General features: G+C 38.4%; 3 protein-coding genes. 2 read left to right on the top strand and 1 reads right to left on the bottom strand.

All coding sequences use genetic code 11. The features are described from left to right. Nucleotides 1–96: 96 nt before the first annotated feature. Both AB5062_RS22430 and AB5062_RS22425 read left to right on the top strand, forming a co-directional pair. A complete protein-coding gene (locus AB5062_RS22430; protein WP_005841515.1) occupies nucleotides 97–987 on the top strand; it encodes a YitT family protein in 891 nt (296 codons plus the stop codon). A 263-nt stretch (nucleotides 988–1,250) separates the two neighbouring features. Next, entirely contained in the window at nucleotides 1,251–2,684 is a 1,434-nt protein-coding gene (locus AB5062_RS22425; protein ID WP_005841516.1) for an aspartate ammonia-lyase, read from the top strand. 220 nt (nucleotides 2,685–2,904) lie between these two features. Here the strand turns inward: AB5062_RS22425 and AB5062_RS22420 are convergent, their stop codons facing one another. Next, nucleotides 2,905–3,285, bottom strand: coding sequence for a lipocalin-like domain-containing protein (locus AB5062_RS22420; protein WP_005851610.1), 381 nt, complete (start codon nucleotides 3,283–3,285; stop codon nucleotides 2,905–2,907). Between the last annotated feature and the right edge of the window lie 209 nt (nucleotides 3,286–3,494).

Genomic DNA, 3,494 nt, shown 5'->3' with positions numbered 1-3,494 from the left:
GGACTTTTTACTTGAAAAAATGTCACCTTTTGAAGCCAAGTGATTCAATCTTTTTGTACTTTTGCGGACAATATGATTTTATAAAGGAAAACTCACATGGATTCAGTCTTTATTACGACGCGTAAGCAACGGATTATCAGAGAACTAAGGGATTATATGTTGATTGCTCTTGGTATGCTGATGTATGCTATTGGATGGACCGTCTTTTTGTTACCTAATGACCTTCCTTCGGGTGCGGTGCCAGGTATTGCTTCTATTGTTTATTGGGCTACCGGTTTGCCGGTTCAGTACACTTATTTGGGAATAAACGGAGCATTGTTGATACTTTCTTTGGTTATTTTGGGATGGAAGTTTAGTGTGAAAACCATCTATGCTGTATTTGTGCTGAGTTCTATTCTGCCTATCATACAGGATTTGACCGGGGGAGAGTCTTTAATACATGACCAACCTTTCATGGCTTGTGTCTTGGGAGCCTTTTTCTGCGGAGGTGGTATTGGTGTCGCTTTTTCTGCCAATGGTAGCACAGGAGGTACGGATATTATAGCTGCTATTGTCAATAAGTATCGTGATATTACTTTGGGCCGGGTTATTTTGATGTGTGATTTGGTTATTATCTCTTCCAGTTATTTTGTATTGCATGATTGGGAGAAGGTGGTATATGGATATGTTGTCTTGTTTATATCCAGCTTTGTCTTGGATCAGGTAGTAAATAGTGCCCGTCAGTCAGTGCAATTCTTTATTATTTCTAAGAAGCATGAAGAAATAGGGCATCGCATAAATAAAGACCTTCATCGAGGAGTGACGTTCATTGACGGAGTAGGTTGTTATACCGGTGCGGGTGTGAAAATGATGTTTGTGCTGGCAAAAAAACGTGAGTCTACTACTATATTCCGTTTGATAAAAGATATAGATCCGAATGCATTTGTATCACAAAGTGCTGTCATTGGTGTATTTGGAGAAGGCTTTGATAGAATAAAGGTTAAATAAGAGTTCCGAAGTTAAAAAATAGAATAAGGGCGTTCTGAATGGACGCCTTTTTTTATGTCTGTTTTTTGAATGAACTTCAAAGGATATAAGACTTTGTTAACTGAATGAACTTTCATAATGTAAGTTTGTTGTCTGCTTTATCTCGAAAAATAAGTATAAAATAATATTTTGAAATTATATCAGATTATATTTTGATATCAAAATGTTAGTTTATACCTTTGCTGTATAAAATAAGAAATGATAAACTAATAAATAACCTGATCATGGAAACAAAACTTACAGAAGAAACCCGAGTAGAAAGTGATTTAATTGGTGCCCGCGAAATTCCGGCCAGTGCATTGTATGGTGTGCAGACTCTAAGAGGCATAGAAAATTTCCCAATAAGTAAATTTCATCTAAATGAATATCCGTTGTTTATCAACGGTCTTGCCATTACGAAAATGGCAGCTGCAATGGCTAACTATGAGTTAGGTTTATTGACTAAAGAACAAAAAGATGCCATAGTGTTGGCGTGTCAGGAAATCTTAAATGGTGAGCATCATGAGCAATTCCCGGTAGACATGATTCAGGGAGGTGCCGGTACTTCTACCAATATGAATGCTAATGAAGTCATTGCTAACCGTGCTTTGGAGATTATGGGACACAAACGTGGCGAGTATCAATATTGCTCTCCTAATGACCATGTGAACTGCTCGCAATCAACGAATGATGCTTATCCCACTGCAATCCATATTGGCATGTATTATTCTCATCTTCGTTTTCTGCCTTATTTGGAATCGCTGATTGGTGCATTCCATAAGAAAGGAGAAGAGTTTGCGCATATCATCAAAATGGGGCGTACTCAGCTGGAAGATGCCGTTCCTATGACTTTAGGTCAGACATTCAATGGTTTTGCCAGTATATTGAGAGATGAAATTCGTCATTTGAATGAAGCTGCGGCAGACTTCCTGACAGTAAATATGGGTGCTACCGCTATTGGTACAGGCATTTGTGCGGAACCGGGATATGCGGAAAAATGTGTGAAAGCATTGTGTGAAATTACAGGTTTTGATTTCAAATTGTCGTCAGATTTGGTAGGAGCTACTTCAGATACTTCCTGCTTGGTAGGTTATGCTTCAGCTTTAAAAAGAATAGCCGTAAAGGTAAATAAAATATGTAATGATTTACGTTTGCTGGCTAGCGGACCGCGTTGTGGCTTAGGAGAATTCAACCTTCCGGCTATGCAACCGGGATCTTCTATAATGCCAGGTAAGGTGAATCCGGTGATTCCTGAAGTGATGAATCAGATTTGTTATAAGGTAATGGGTAACGAACTATGTGTGACTATGGCTGGCGAAGCTGCCCAAATGGAACTGAATGCTATGGAACCGGTGATGGCACAGTGTTGTTTTGAATCTGTAGATTTAATGATCAATGGTTTTGAAACCTTGCGTACACGTTGTGTAGAAGGTATTACTGCTAATGCGGAACGTTGCAAGATTGAAGTGCATAACAGTATTGGTGTAGTAACCGCATTGAATCCGATTATTGGTTATAAAAACTCTACAAAGATTGCAAAAGAAGCGTTGGAAACAGGTAGAAGTGTTTATGAACTGGTCTTGGAACATGGTATTTTAAATAAGGAAGAGTTGGATACAATCCTAAGTCCGGAAAACATGTTGAAGCCGGTAAAATTGGATATCAAGCCTAGAAGATAAATTTATTTCACCACAGACTACAGGAAGGTAAAGAACTTGTTTCATGAAGCCGGCTTCAATATTTGTAAAGCCGGCTCCATGAGTGGTGGCACCAGTTTTATTTCTGCCGATAAATTGATTTCTAGAAATCCGGTATAGTGGTTTGCCACTGCTATAGCGTATAAATTGTTTTGCCGATATTTTATCGGCAGACAGTTTGTATAGCCTGTGGTATATTTTTTTAGAACTTTCTGAATGTGAGGCGTGCATAATCAGATTTCAGAATTAGTTTCTTGCCTGTTGCTTTTTCCACCTTAAGATGATTAATAGCTTGATTAAGTCCGAAAGGTTTCAATTCATTCAGTGTCGTTAGTTTTTCTTCATCTCCCCGGTGGCGGAATTCACTCATGGTTACCTCATCTCCTTTATAAGAGAAACGTCCGATATGAGTGCCTCCATTTCCACCTTTGGCACTGATTTCCACCAAATGTAACTGGATACTATAATAAATGCGGTTACATTCTTCTATTTTCCCATTAGTATATTCTATAGTCATTAATTGCCATCTGCCATCTAATTTGCCGTTGATGGGAGCTTTGTCACAACTGCTGATTCCCAGCATAAAGAGTATGAATAATAATATTTGTTTCATATGTTGATTGGGTTGACAGTTAAAATTTCTATTTATTGCCCGATTTGATAATTCCTTGTTTGCGGATAACCAGCATTCCACCATAATTATTTCCAAGTAAGCTGCCGCGATCCATAGCTCCGGATACAGTGAAACTCCATCCTTTCAGTTGTTGTGGAGCATAAGTTACTTCAAACAAA

Origin of the sequence: Phocaeicola sp. RTP21359st1_B8_RTP21360_211022, from assembly GCF_040911965.1 — a bacterium.
Lineage (GTDB): Bacteria > Bacteroidota > Bacteroidia > Bacteroidales > Bacteroidaceae > Phocaeicola > Phocaeicola vulgatus.
This window is presented reverse-complemented; position numbering and strand designations above follow the sequence as displayed.